The sequence below is a fragment of the Escherichia sp. F1 genome (genome assembly GCF_046764225.1).
Lineage (GTDB): Bacteria > Pseudomonadota > Gammaproteobacteria > Enterobacterales > Enterobacteriaceae > Escherichia > Escherichia coli.
Map to the genome: position 1 here is coordinate 3,344,700 of NZ_CP177202.1, position 12,359 is coordinate 3,357,058.

Below are 12,359 nucleotides of genomic sequence, written 5' to 3' on the forward strand. Positions count from 1 at the left end.
GAGGAAAAAATGAAGAAAATAAGTTTAACCACGATGATTCTTTTGGCGCTGGTACTTGGAATGATTATCGGCGTAGTGCTCAATAACACTGCTTCACCGGAAACCGCAAAACTCTATGCGCAAGAAATATCGATATTCACGACGATTTTCTTACGACTGATAAAAATGATTATCGCTCCGTTAGTGGTCTCTACCCTGGTGGTAGGTATAGCTAAAATGGGCGATGCCAAAGCCCTTGGTCGTATTTTTTCTAAAACACTCTTTTTATTTATTTGCGCCTCATTGCTGTCAATTGCCTTAGGCTTGATAACAGTAAATTTCTTCATGCCAGGCACAGGAATTAATTTTGTTGCACACGGAGCCGAAACCACCGGAGTGGTCGCGTCAGAACCCTTTACGCTAAAAGTATTTATTTCGCATGCTTTCCCCACCAGCATTGTCGATGCCATGGCGCACAATGAAATTTTGCAAATCGTGGTGTTCTCAATTTTCCTCGGCTGTAGCCTGACGGCGATTGGCGAGAAAGGCAGCGCCATCGTTCACGCCTTAGATTCGCTGGCACATGCCATGTTAAAGCTCACTGGCTACGTCATGCTCTTCGCTCCCCTGACCGTATTCGCTGCTATTTCAGCATTGATTGCTGAACGAGGACTGGCAGTTATGGTGAGCGCCGGGATCTTTATGGGTGAATTTTATTTCACCATGTTATTACTTTGGGTGCTGCTTATCGGTCTGGCCATCGTTTATGTCGGCCCCTGCATCAGACGCCTGACCCGCGCCCTTTCGGAACCCGCCCTGCTGGCATTTACCACATCCAGTTCTGAAGCGGCTTTTCCGGGAACGCTTGAAAAACTGGAGCAATTTGGCGTTTCCCCCAAAATTGCCAGCTTTGTCTTACCCATTGGCTACTCATTTAATCTCGTTGGATCAATGGCCTACTGCTCCTTCGCCACAGTTTTCATCGCCCAGGCCTGCAATATCCATTTATCCATCGGTGAGCAAATCACCATGCTGTTGATCCTGATGTTGACCTCGAAAGGAATGGCTGGCGTACCACGCGCCTCAATGGTGGTTATCGCCGCCACGCTCAACCAGTTCAATATTCCGGAAGCGGGGCTGATCTTGCTGATGGGCGTTGATCCGTTCCTTGATATGGGGCGTTCCGCGACAAACGTCATGAGCAACGCAATGGGCGCTGCGATGGTGAGTCGGTGGGAAGGCGAACATTTCGGCGAGGGCTGTCGGGGTAAAGCATTAAAACCCAATGAATCGAACATTGCTCTGCCCTGAGGGGGATCTTAAGCAATCAGAAGCCAATGACTACGCATTTTTATAAGCCGGATCATGAAGTTAGACGGCAATTAAGTAACACTAACGTTTAAGGTGAAAAGTGAAATATGTCCAAACCATTTATCTGGCAAGAACCGTTTCTACAAAATAAAGACGGTACAGAATATACATTAATTAGCGATCAACATATTACAGTAACGGAATTAGACGGCGAAGAAGTGATAAAAATCGCTCCTGAAGCATTAACGCTGCTTGCCCGGCAGGCATTTTATGAAGCCTCTTTTTTCTTACGTTCCGCTCATTTGCAACAGGTCGCCAGAATTCTTAACGATCCGCAGGCCAGTAGTAATGATAAATACGTTGCGTTGCAGTTATTACGTAATGCTGAAGTCTCAGCAAAAGGGGTATTACCCAACTGTCAGGATACCGGCACCGCAACTATTGTTGCCAGTAAAGGGCAACAGATATGGACGGGAGGTAACGACGCTGAAGCCTTAAGCAAAGGCATTTACAGTACTTTCCAGGAAAATAATCTGCGCTTTTCACAAAATGCGCCGCTGGATATGTATACCGAAGTCAATACGCAAACCAATCTCCCGGCGCAGATTGATATCAGCGCTGTCGCTGGTAATGAGTACCATTTTCTCTGTGTTAATAAAGGGGGCGGCTCCGCCAATAAAGCCGCACTTTATCAGGAAACCAAATCCTTATTGCAACCAGAAAAACTGACCGCATTTTTAATCGAAAAAATGAAATCGCTGGGCACCGCTGCCTGCCCGCCTTACCACATCGCCTTTGTCGTCGGAGGGCTTTCAGCCGATCAAACCTTAAAAGTTGCCAAGCTGGCCTCTACGAAATATTACGACAATTTGCCCACCAGCGGAAACGAGCAGGGACAAGCATTCCGTGATATTGAGCTGGAAAAAGTGTTGCTCGAGGTCAGTCAGCAATTTGGTATTGGTGCGCAATTTGGGGGTAAATATTTCGCTCATGATATTCGCGTCATTCGTCTGCCGCGTCACGGTGGCTCTTGCCCGATAGCTATGGCGCTCTCCTGTTCTGCCGATCGCAATATCAAAGCAAAAATTAACAAGCACGGTATCTGGCTGGAAAAACTCGAACACAATCCGGGGCAATATATTCCAGCCTCACTGCGGGAAGAAAATCACGCGCAACATGTACAACTGGATCTAAACCGTCCGTTGCGTGACGTGATGCAGGATCTCGCCAGATTACCGGTAGGCACCCGCGTGTCGTTAAGTGGTCCCATCGTAGTGGCACGCGATATCGCCCACGCCAAAATAAAAGCGCGGCTGGATAACGCCGAACCGATGCCGGATTACCTGAAGCATCATATTGTCTATTACGCTGGCCCGGCGAAAACACCGGAAAACATGGCCTGCGGTTCACTGGGTCCAACCACGGGCGGTCGAATGGACGGTTATGTCGATACCTTCCAGGCGGCTGGCGGCAGTCTGGTGATGTTATCGAAAGGTAACCGCAGCCAGCAGGTCACCGATGCCTGTCACAAACATGGTGGCTTCAATCTGGGTAGTATTGGCGGTGCAGCTGCGTTACTGGCGCAAGAATATGTCAAAAGTCTGCGTTGCCTGGAATACCCGGAGCTGGGTATGGAAGCGGTGTGGATGATGGAAGTGGAAAATCTGCCCGCATTCATCCTGGTAGATGATAAAGGCAATAATTTCTTTAGTCAGTTTGAGCAGCAACACCGCTGCGCCAGTTGCCCTGCGGGACATTAAGGAAAATGAATGGAAGCGCGAATTTCAACTGAACGGCATGTGCAACGCCAGCAGAAATTGAAGGAACAGGTCGATACGCGCATCGCGGCGGCGATAGAGAAAAAAGGGATTTTGATTGTTTTCACCGGCAATGGCAAAGGGAAATCCACTGCCGCGTTTGGTACTGTGACGCGCGCGGTGGGTCATGGCAAAACGGTGGGGGTTGCGCAGTACATCAAGGGGCAATGGGACAACGGCGAATACAACCTTCTCCAGCCGCTCGGGGTTGAGTTTCATATTATGGGAACCGGTTTTACCTGGGAGACACAGAACCGGCAAGCGGATATCGACGCGGCGAAAGAGGTCTGGTCGGAAAGCAAACGGATGCTGGCTGACAAGCGTTACGACTTAGTGGTGCTTGATGAGCTGACCTATATGCTGGCTTACCATTATCTGGACACCGAAGAAGTGATCGCTTCTCTGCAAAACCGCCCGGCACAACAAAGTGTCATTGTCACCGGACGCGGTTGCCACAGTCAGATATTAAAAATGGCGGATACGGTCAGCGAAATCCGCCCCGTCAAACATGCTTTTGATAACGGCATTCAGGCGCAGCCGGGTATCGACTGGTAATAACTGCGCCTGGCATCCCGCCAGGCGCAGGTTTTACATCTCCTGCGGTACAACCGATTTCGCCAGCAACCATTCACGAAATTGCTGCAAGTGCGGTGAGTCAGACTTCTCTTCCTGCCACGTCATAATAAAACGATTACCGGTACGAATAGGCACATCACAGGGGATCACCATATCGCCACTATCCAAATCATGTTGAATAGCGAAACGTGGTAACAGCGCCACGCCGAGATTAGAGCGCACGGCGGCAATCAGCATTGAAAGCAAATCGAAACGTGGTCCGTTGTTGACCAGCGGACTGCTAACGCCAGATAAGGCAAACCACTCTTCCCAGCCAGTAATACGGGTACTTTGATGCAGAAGTGGTAACTCTGTAAGCAGTTCTGCCACTGACAGTTTTTGATCGGACATTGCAAGCAAACTGCCGCTGCATACCGGCAAAATCTCTTCTTCAAAGAGATATTCTACTTCCGCCCAGGGCGCGCAAAAATTTTCGCGCATAATGACAGCATCGTACTCCCGATTAAGAAAATCGCCGTTATTAGCTAAAGAGTGAATATTAACAATAATATCGGGATGTAACTTTGTGAATTCATGTAAATTTGGGATTAACCAGTGGGTACTAAACGTAGGATTCACGGCAAGTTCAATAACCTGAACCGTAGGCTGCCAGGTCATAATGGTATTGGTATCGCGTTCCAGCTTATTTAATGTTTCTTTTACTATCCCCAGGTAATACTTCCCTGCATCATTAAGAAAAATACGTTTTTTAGAGTGTGAAAATAACGGAGTATGTAAAAATTCCTCCAGCGCACTCACTTGTCTGAATACTGCACTTTGGGTCAACGCTAACTCCTCTGCCGCTCTGGTATAACTTTCATGACGTGCGACGACCTCAAAAGTCACCAGCAGTTCCGTTTTAGGTATTTTCCCTCGCATAATGCCGTCCCTTAAAAATAGTTTAAACCATCAAAAATACATTACTTATTACGAAGTAATGGTAACCAAAGCAGCAATAAATAATTTATAAGAATCATGATTGACATTTATAACCCAGTAAGCCTGGCGTGACAAATATCTTAATCAGATAATAATAATCCGAAAAGCACAGCGCCTTTCGAATTATCCGGAATCACATTAAATAAAAATTATTAAATTGATATCATTTATCATATCTGTGGATATTATGATAAACAATCAACAAAGATTTTATTTTTGATTTATAGCATATCCCTCTAAGAATTTTTGCGATGCTGCAATATCCGGGGTAAAGACCCGATCCTGGCTGACAAATGGCACGACTTGACGATAAGCGGTGAACATCGCTTTTGTTGATTTACTTAACGCTACGGTCAAACGCTGGGAAGCCAGTGCATCAGGTAACGATTCGAAATTCGCCGTCGTTCTTATTCGTGGCTTGCGGTCGGTTGCGGCAATCCACAGTGGCTGTGGTCATGCAGTCAAGCCAGCGGTCAGATTTCGACTGTGGTTAACATTTAAGGCATAAAAAAGGCCATCATACGATGGCCAACCATGTCGAAACCGACAGCCCTTCGCCATTCCTGTAGAGGGAAGCGGCGAGGGCTATTTCTTATTACAGATATTTATTTCAGAACAGTTTTCAGTGCTTCACCGATATCCGCCAGGCTGCGAACGGTTTTCACGCCTGCGGCTTCCAGAGCAGCGAATTTCTCATCCGCAGTCCCTTTCCCACCGGCAATGATGGCACCCGCGTGGCCCATACGTTTGCCTTTCGGCGCAGTCACACCAGCGATGTAACCCACAACAGGCTTGGTAACGTGCTCTTTGATGTACGCAGCCGCTTCTTCTTCAGCGCTACCGCCGATCTCACCGATCATCACGATCGCTTCGGTCTGCGGATCTTTTTCGAACATTTCGAGGATGTCGATAAAGTTAGAGCCAGGGATCGGGTCGCCGCCGATACCAACACAGGTCGACTGACCGAAACCGTAATCCGTGGTCTGTTTAACTGCTTCATAGGTCAGTGTACCGGAACGGGAAACGATACCCACTTTACCCGGTTTGTGAATGTGACCAGGCTGGATACCGATTTTGCATTCACCCGGAGTGATAACGCCTGGGCAGTTCGGGCCGATCATGCGAACGCCCGCTTCATCCAGTTTCACCTTCACGGTCAGCATATCCAGCGTCGGGATGCCTTCAGTGATGGTGATAATCAGTTTGATGCCTGCATCAATAGCTTCCAGAATGGAGTCTTTGCAGAACGGTGCTGGTACGTAGATAACAGAAGCGGTAGCGCCAGTAGCAGCAACAGCTTCACGCACGGTGTTGAACACCGGCAGGCCGAGGTGGGTGGTGCCGCCTTTACCTGGGGTTACGCCGCCAACCATTTTAGTGCCGTATGCAATGGCCTGTTCTGAGTGGAAAGTCCCCTGGCTACCGGTAAAGCCCTGGCAGATAACCTTGGTGTTTTTATCAATTAAAATGGACATTATTTCCCCTCCACTGCGGCAACAACCTGCTGAGCTGCATCCGTCAGACCTTTTGCTGCAATAATATTCAGGCCGCTGTCAGCCAGTTTCTTCGCGCCGAGTTCGGCGTTGTTACCTTCCAGACGTACCACGACCGGTACGTTAACACCCACTTCCGCTACCGCGCCGATGATACCGTCAGCGATCAGGTCGCAACGAACGATACCGCCGAAGATGTTAACCAGAACGGCTTTCACTTTGTCGTCAGAGAGGATGATTTTGAACGCTTCGGTTACACGTTCTTTGGTTGCGCCGCCGCCAACGTCAAGGAAGTTAGCTGGTTCGCCGCCGTGCAGTTTAACGATGTCCATCGTACCCATCGCCAGACCTGCGCCGTTAACCATACAACCGATGTTACCGTCCAGCGCAACGTAGTTCAGTTCCCACTGTGCAGCCTGTGCTTCACGTGGATCTTCCTGCGACTGGTCACGCATTTCGCGCAGATCAGGCTGGCGGAACAGTGCGTTGCCATCAGCGCCCAGTTTGCCGTCGAGGCAAATCAGATCGCCCTGTTTGGTGATGACCAGCGGGTTGATTTCGATCAGCGCCAGGTCGCGCTCCAGGAAAATGGTCGCCAGGCCCATGAAGATTTTGGTGAACTGCTGAACCAGTTTACCTTCCAGACCCAGTTTGAACGCCAGCTCGCGTCCCTGATACGGCATCGGGCCAGTCAGCGGATCAAGCGCAACTTTGTGGATCAGGTGCGGAGTTTCTTCCGCCACTTTTTCGATTTCCACGCCGCCTTCGGTGGAGGCCATAAAGACCACACGACGGGAACTACGGTCAACAACGGCACCGAGATACAGCTCTTTAGCGATATCGGTCGCTGCTTCAACCAGAATCTGGTTAACCGGTTGGCCATTGGCATCTGTTTGATACGTTACCAGACGCTTGCCCAGCCAGTTTTCTGCAAAAGCACGGATGTCTTCTTTGCTGTTTACAACTTTCACACCGCCCGCTTTACCGCGGCCACCAGCGTGAACCTGACATTTCACTACCCACGGACCGGCACCGATTTTTGAAGCGGCTTCTTCTGCTTCGCGCGGAGTAGTACAGGCATAACCCACCGGTGCTGGTAAGCCATAGCGGGCAAAAAGTTGTTTTGCCTGATATTCATGTAAGTTCATGTGTTCTGTCCATCCTTCAGTAATCGTTATCTTTTAAACCGTAGACCGACACCCTATCCACGTCGGTCTACAGTGCAGGTGAAGCTTAAACTACTACACGTCCAGCAGCAGACGCGTCGGATCTTCCAGCAGCTCTTTGATCGTTACCAGGAAGCCCACGGATTCGCGACCATCGATCAGACGGTGATCGTAGGACAGCGCCAGGTACATCATCGGCAGGATCTCAACCTGACCATTCACCGCCATCGGACGATCTTTGATAGCGTGCATACCCAGAATTGCGCTCTGCGGCGGGTTGATGATCGGCGTAGACATCAGGGAACCGAACACACCACCGTTGGTGATGGTGAAGTTACCACCGGTCAGATCTTCAACCGTCAGCTTGCCGTCACGGCCTTTAACTGCCAGCTCTTTGATTTTCTTCTCGATGTCTGCCATGCCTAGGGTATCGACATCACGCAGTACCGGCGTCACCAGGCCGCGCGGCGTAGAAACCGCCATGCTGACGTCGAAATAGTTGTGGTAAACCACATCATCGCCGTCGATAGACGCGTTCACTTCCGGGTAACGTTTCAGGGCTTCAACCACCGCTTTCACGTAGAAGGACATAAAGCCCAGACGAATACCGTGACGTTTTTCAAACGCTTCACCGTACTGCTTACGCAGATCCATAATCGGCTTCATGTTGACTTCGTTGAACGTGGTCAGCATGGCGGTGGAGTTTTTCGCTTCCAGCAGACGCTCTGCCACACGCTTACGCAGGCGAGTCATCGGCACACGTTTTTCGCTACGTGCAGCCAGAGCCGGTTGCGCCGCCGGAGCAGCCGCTGCCGGAGCAGACTCTTTCGCCGGGGCTTTCGCCAGATGTTTTTCCACATCTTCACGAGTCAGACGACCACCCACACCGGTGCCTTTAATGGCGCTGGCGTCGAGGTTGTGTTCCGCCAGCAGGCGACGGATCGCCGGGCTTAACGCATCGTTGTTTTGCTCTTCCAGAGACGCCTGCTGGCGTTGCGCCGGAGTGGACGCTTTCTCTTCAGATTTGGCGCTGGTTTCTTTACCCGCGCTGTTGCCTTCACGCAGGCGACCAAGGATCTGACGAGACGTTACCGTTGTACCTTCATCTTCCAGAACCGCATCCAGAATGCCGTCTGCTGATGCCGGTACTTCCAGTACCACTTTGTCAGTTTCGATTTCTACCAGCACTTCATCACGTACGACTGCGTCGCCGGGTTTTTTATGCCAGGTTGCGACGGTGGCATCGGCTACGGATTCAGGCAGGTCAGGGACCAGAATATCTACGCTACTCATTGTGTATCCTTTATTTATTCGACGTTCAGCGCGTCATTAACCAGATCTTGTTGCTGTTTCTGGTGAACGGACATATACCCTACCGCCGGAGAGGCGGAGGCCGGGCGGCCTGCATAACGCAGAGAAGCCCCAAACGGAATCACTTCACGGAAATGATGCTGGCTGCAGTACCATGCGCCCTGGTTGAGCGGCTCTTCCTGGCACCAGACAAAATCCTTGACGTGAGCAAACTGCTGCAACACTTCCTGCATCGCTTTATGCGGGAACGGGTAGAGTTGCTCGATACGCACAATGGCGACATCGTGTTGATTGTTCTTACGGCGTTGTTCCAACAGGTCGTAATAAACCTTACCAGAACACATCACTACGCGCTTCACACCCTTCGGATCAAGCTCGTCGATTTCACCAATGGCAGGCAGGAAGGTGCCGTTCGCCAGTTCTTCGAGGCTGGAAACCGCCAGCGGATGACGCAGCAGGGATTTCGGCGACATCACGACCAGCGGACGACGCATCCCGCGCAGCGCCTGACGACGCAGCATGTGGTAAACCTGTGCCGGGGTAGACGGTACGCACACCTGCATGTTTTGCTCAGCACAAAGTTGCAGATAACGTTCCAGACGCGCGGAGGAGTGCTCCGGCCCCTGCCCTTCGTAACCGTGCGGCAGCAACATCACCAGACCACACATCCGGCCCCATTTCTGTTCGCCAGAGGAGATGAACTGGTCGATAACCACCTGAGCACCGTTAGCGAAGTCACCGAACTGTGCTTCCCAGATAGTCAGAGTGCGTGGTTCTGCGGTGGCATAACCGTATTCAAACGCCAGCACGGCTTCTTCTGACAGTACGGAGTCCCAGACACGAAACGCGCCCTGACCGTTATGGATGTGTTGCAGCGGCGTGTAAGTGGAACCGTTAGACTGGTTGTGGATCACCGCGTGGCGGTGGAAGAAGGTACCGCGACCGGAGTCTTCACCCGACAGGCGAACCGGAATGCCTTCGTCAACCAGCGTGGCGTAAGCGAGGTTTTCCGCGCCGCCCCAGTCGAACAGTTTCTCACCAGCTGCCATCGCCTGGCGATCGCCATAAATCTTGGCAACGCGAGACTGCATTTCAACTGCTTCCGGCACCGTGCTGATGCGTTTAGCCAGTTCCTGCAGGCGCTTCATCTCAACTTTGTTCGGGTACTCTTCGTCCCATTCGTGGTTGAGGTACGGCGACCAGGTGAAAGAGTGCATGTTCATCGGACGCCACTCTGCCACTACGCAATCGCCAGCATCCAGCGCATCGCGGTACAGGTTAACCATCTCGGTGGCATCTTCGAGCGTCGCCACTTTTTCTTGCTCCAGCTTGTCAGCGTAGATTTTGCGCGGCGTCGGATGTTTTTTGATTTTCTGATACATCAGCGGCTGAGTTGCGCTCGGCTCGTCGGCTTCGTTATGGCCATGACGGCGGTAGCACACCAGGTCGATGAAGACATCACGTTTAAAGGTGTTACGGAAATCGAGCGCCAGACGGGTCACAAAGGCAACGGCTTCCGGATCATCCGCGTTAACGTGGAAAATCGGTGCCTGAACCATCTTACCGATATCAGTACAGTACGGCGTCGAACGGGCATCCAGCGGGTTAGAGGTGGTGAAGCCAACCTGGTTGTTGATAACGATACGTACCGTACCGCCAACTTCATAACCACGCGCTTTCGACATGTTCAGGGTTTCCTGAACCACGCCCTGCCCGGTCACTGCGGCGTCACCATGAATGGTGATTGGCAGCACTTTGTTGCTGCTCGGCTCATCAAGTCTGTCCAGACGGGCACGAACTGAACCGATAACGACCGGGCTTACAATCTCAAGGTGAGACGGGTTAAACGCCAGCGCCAGGTGCACCAGGCCGCCATCGGTCTGGAAGTCAGACGAGAAGCCCATGTGGTATTTCACGTCGCCCGTGCCGAGGTGTTCTTTATGTTTACCGGCAAACTCGTCGAACAAGTCTTGCGGTTTTTTACCCAGCACGTTCACCAGCACGTTCAGACGGCCACGGTGCGCCATCCCGAGAACCACTTCGCGGGTGCCGCTGTTGCCAGCGTGGCGGATCATCTCTTTAAGCATCGGGATTAACGCGTCACCGCCTTCCAGCGAGAAGCGTTTTGCGCCAGGGAATTTTGCGCCGAGGTAACGTTCAAGGCCTTCAGCGGCGGTCAGTTCGCTTAAGAAGCGTTTTTTCTCTTCGCTATTGAAAGTCGCGCGACCAGACTCGATACGCTGTTGGATCCAGCGTTTTTCTTCGGTGCTGGTAATATGCATATACTCGGCACCAATCGGGCCGCAGTAGGTTTGCTTGAGGGCTTCCAGCAGCTCGCCGAGTTTCATGGTTTCTTTGCCGCTGGCAAATGAACCGACGTTGAAGGTCTCCTGGAAGTCTGCTTCGGTCAGATCGTGGAAAGACGGATCCAGATCGGCCACTTTATCTTGCTGCCACAGTCCCAGCGGATCGAGATTCGCATGCTGGTGACCACGGAAGCGGTATGCGTTAATGAGCTGCAGGACTTTAACCTGCTTCACATTGGTGTCAGGGTCGGAGATCGTTGAAGAGTAACGTGAAGCGTCTTTCGCCAGGCGGCGGAAATATTCACGCGTTTGAGAGTGGAATTGATCCGGTTTGACTCCCGTACCAGGTAACTGCTGGAACGTCGAACGCCAGTTAGCGTCAACCGAGTCAGGATCGGTTAAGAAGTCTTCATAGAGCTGTTCTATCCAGCTCTGGTTTGCGCCAGAGAGGTAAGAAGAGTCCAACCAGGCTTTCAAAGCGCTGTTCTGCATCGTGATCCCTTAAGCATCTTTTTTATGCTTACTTCGCCGTGGATACTACCACGCACAGTGATGTGCGTGCCGGGGTTCACTTGTTGCGGACTTGTCGTGTTTTCTGCGTCCGCTAAGGAACCTTTAAAAACTGTCTTAGTGTCAGGGGCAGTTTTTAAAGATTTCCTGAATAGCCGGGGGATTTCCCCGGCATCAACATTTAATTACGCATTACGTTGCAACAACATCGACTTGATATGGCCGATGGCACGCGTCGGGTTCAGTCCCTTCGGACATACACTGACGCAGTTCATGATGCTGTGACAGCGGAATACGCTGAATGCATCGCTCAAACCGTCGAGGCGGCTGTCAGTCTCGGTATCACGGCTATCGATCAGGAAACGATATGCCGCTAACAAGCCTGCCGGGCCGATAAACTTATCGGGATTCCACCAGAAAGACGGACAAGAGGTTGAACAACATGCGCAGAGAATACATTCATACAGCCCGTCGAGTTTTTCGCGCTGCTCTGGCATCTGTAAATGCTCGCGAGCTGGCGGATTTTGTCCATTATTCAACAGGTAAGGCTTAATTTTCTCATATTGCGCATAGAATTGTCCCATGTCTACCACCAAATCGCGGATCACCGGTAAACCTGGCAGCGGGCGAATCACAATCTTCTTGCCCGGCTGGTTGAGTGCCGAAATCGGGGTAATACAGGCCAGACCATTCTTGCCGTTCATGTTCAGACCGTCGGAACCGCACACACCTTCACGGCAGGAGCGACGGAACGACAGGCTGGGATCTTTCTCTTTCAGCTGGATAAGCGCATCCAGCAGCATCATGTCACGACCTTCTTCCGCTTCCAGGGTGTAATCCTGCATACGCGGAGCATCATCAACATCCGGGTTATAGCGATAAATTGAAAACTCGAGTCTCATTTTCCTGTCT

Annotated in this window: 9 protein-coding genes; 3 read left to right on the forward strand and 6 right to left on the reverse strand. The window is 51.3% G+C overall.

Annotated elements, in window-relative coordinates; translation table 11 throughout:
- The first annotated feature begins 9 nt into the window (after positions 1 to 9).
- The 3 genes from ACK8NJ_RS16280 (at position 10) to cobO (ending at position 3,662) form a co-directional block, all read left to right on the forward strand.
- Complete coding sequence (locus ACK8NJ_RS16280; protein WP_000724203.1) at positions 10 to 1,290, forward strand: dicarboxylate/amino acid:cation symporter; 1,281 nt, start codon at positions 10 to 12, stop codon at positions 1,288 to 1,290.
- 107 nt (positions 1,291 to 1,397) lie between these two features.
- A complete protein-coding gene (locus ACK8NJ_RS16285) occupies positions 1,398 to 3,050 on the forward strand; it encodes a class I fumarate hydratase (RefSeq protein ID WP_328116056.1) in 1,653 nt (550 codons plus the stop codon).
- Positions 3,051 to 3,059: 9 nt separating this feature from the next.
- A complete protein-coding gene (gene cobO, locus ACK8NJ_RS16290) occupies positions 3,060 to 3,662 on the forward strand; it encodes a cob(I)yrinic acid a,c-diamide adenosyltransferase (protein WP_000388202.1) in 603 nt (200 codons plus the stop codon).
- Between the two features lie 33 nt (positions 3,663 to 3,695).
- Here the strand turns inward: cobO and ACK8NJ_RS16295 are convergent, their stop codons facing one another.
- From ACK8NJ_RS16295 to sdhB, 6 genes are all read right to left on the reverse strand, one after another.
- The gene (locus tag ACK8NJ_RS16295) at positions 3,696 to 4,601 is read right to left on the reverse strand and encodes a LysR substrate-binding domain-containing protein (protein ID WP_001214260.1); all 906 of its coding nucleotides are present in this window, start codon (positions 4,599 to 4,601) and stop codon (positions 3,696 to 3,698) included.
- 665 nt (positions 4,602 to 5,266) lie between these two features.
- A complete protein-coding gene (gene sucD, locus ACK8NJ_RS16300; protein ID WP_000025458.1) occupies positions 5,267 to 6,136 on the reverse strand; it encodes a succinate--CoA ligase subunit alpha in 870 nt (289 codons plus the stop codon).
- Positions 6,136 to 7,302, reverse strand: coding sequence for an ADP-forming succinate--CoA ligase subunit beta (gene sucC, locus ACK8NJ_RS16305; protein ID WP_001048602.1), 1,167 nt, complete (start codon positions 7,300 to 7,302; stop codon positions 6,136 to 6,138). Before sucC ends, sucD begins: the two co-directional genes overlap by 1 nt.
- Before the next feature lie 93 nt (positions 7,303 to 7,395).
- The gene (gene odhB / locus ACK8NJ_RS16310) at positions 7,396 to 8,613 is read right to left on the reverse strand and encodes a 2-oxoglutarate dehydrogenase complex dihydrolipoyllysine-residue succinyltransferase (protein ID WP_000099823.1); all 1,218 of its coding nucleotides are present in this window, start codon (positions 8,611 to 8,613) and stop codon (positions 7,396 to 7,398) included.
- Between the two features lie 14 nt (positions 8,614 to 8,627).
- Complete coding sequence (gene sucA / locus ACK8NJ_RS16315) at positions 8,628 to 11,429, reverse strand: 2-oxoglutarate dehydrogenase E1 component (protein WP_001181473.1); 2,802 nt, start codon at positions 11,427 to 11,429, stop codon at positions 8,628 to 8,630.
- A 203-nt stretch (positions 11,430 to 11,632) separates the two neighbouring features.
- Positions 11,633 to 12,349, reverse strand: a complete 717-nt coding sequence (sdhB, locus tag ACK8NJ_RS16320) for a succinate dehydrogenase iron-sulfur subunit SdhB (RefSeq protein ID WP_001235263.1) — start codon at positions 12,347 to 12,349, stop codon at positions 11,633 to 11,635.
- Positions 12,350 to 12,359: the final 10 nt, after the last annotated feature.

Coding starts and splice junctions, on each gene's coding strand:
- ACK8NJ_RS16280 (WP_000724203.1), top strand. CDS start 10: ATGAAGAAAATAAGTTTAACCACGATGATTCTTTTGGCGCTGGTACTT.
- ACK8NJ_RS16285 (WP_328116056.1), top strand. CDS start 1,398: ATGTCCAAACCATTTATCTGGCAAGAACCGTTTCTACAAAATAAAGAC.
- cobO (WP_000388202.1), top strand. CDS start 3,060: ATGGAAGCGCGAATTTCAACTGAACGGCATGTGCAACGCCAGCAGAAA.
- ACK8NJ_RS16295 (WP_001214260.1), bottom strand. CDS start 4,601: ATGCGAGGGAAAATACCTAAAACGGAACTGCTGGTGACTTTTGAGGTC.
- sucD (WP_000025458.1), bottom strand. CDS start 6,136: ATGTCCATTTTAATTGATAAAAACACCAAGGTTATCTGCCAGGGCTTT.
- sucC (WP_001048602.1), bottom strand. CDS start 7,302: ATGAACTTACATGAATATCAGGCAAAACAACTTTTTGCCCGCTATGGC.
- odhB (WP_000099823.1), bottom strand. CDS start 8,613: ATGAGTAGCGTAGATATTCTGGTCCCTGACCTGCCTGAATCCGTAGCC.
- sucA (WP_001181473.1), bottom strand. CDS start 11,429: ATGCAGAACAGCGCTTTGAAAGCCTGGTTGGACTCTTCTTACCTCTCT.
- sdhB (WP_001235263.1), bottom strand. CDS start 12,349: ATGAGACTCGAGTTTTCAATTTATCGCTATAACCCGGATGTTGATGAT.